This is a genomic window from Wolbachia endosymbiont of Glossina morsitans morsitans, from assembly GCF_000689175.1.
GTDB classification, from domain to species: Bacteria; Pseudomonadota; Alphaproteobacteria; order Rickettsiales; family Anaplasmataceae; genus Wolbachia; species Wolbachia pipientis.
Genome location: NZ_AWUH01000061.1, coordinates 6,479 through 6,829 on the forward strand (window position 1 = coordinate 6,479; position 351 = coordinate 6,829).

Annotated in this window: 1 pseudogene; it reads right to left on the reverse strand. The window is 37.6% G+C overall.

The annotated features are described in order from the left end of the window. A pseudogene (locus WGMM_RS01490) lies at nucleotides 1-351 on the reverse strand (phosphoribosylamine--glycine ligase); the annotation flags it as partial.

Sequence of the window (351 nt, forward strand, 5' to 3'; positions counted from 1 at the left end):
CTTTATTTTATTGCTACGTACAAAATCTTTAGCTAACCCTTCATCAACAAAACACTCGTACTTGGCAGTTGGTATACCATATCGTTTACATAATCCCTTGGTGAAAGACTTCGATCCCTCAAGTTTTGCAGTTGCTTGACTTGGAGCAAAAACATTTATTCCCTCTGCAACTAAATCATCAGCAAGCCCATCAATTATTGGTTGTTCTGGACCAATAACAACCAACTCTATATTTTCTCTCTTGCAAAATTGTGTAACATCCACTGAATTTTGAATATTTACATCCACAAGAACTCCCAAATTTTCCATGGCCTGGCGACCAGGAGTTACATATAACTCAGTCAAGATAGG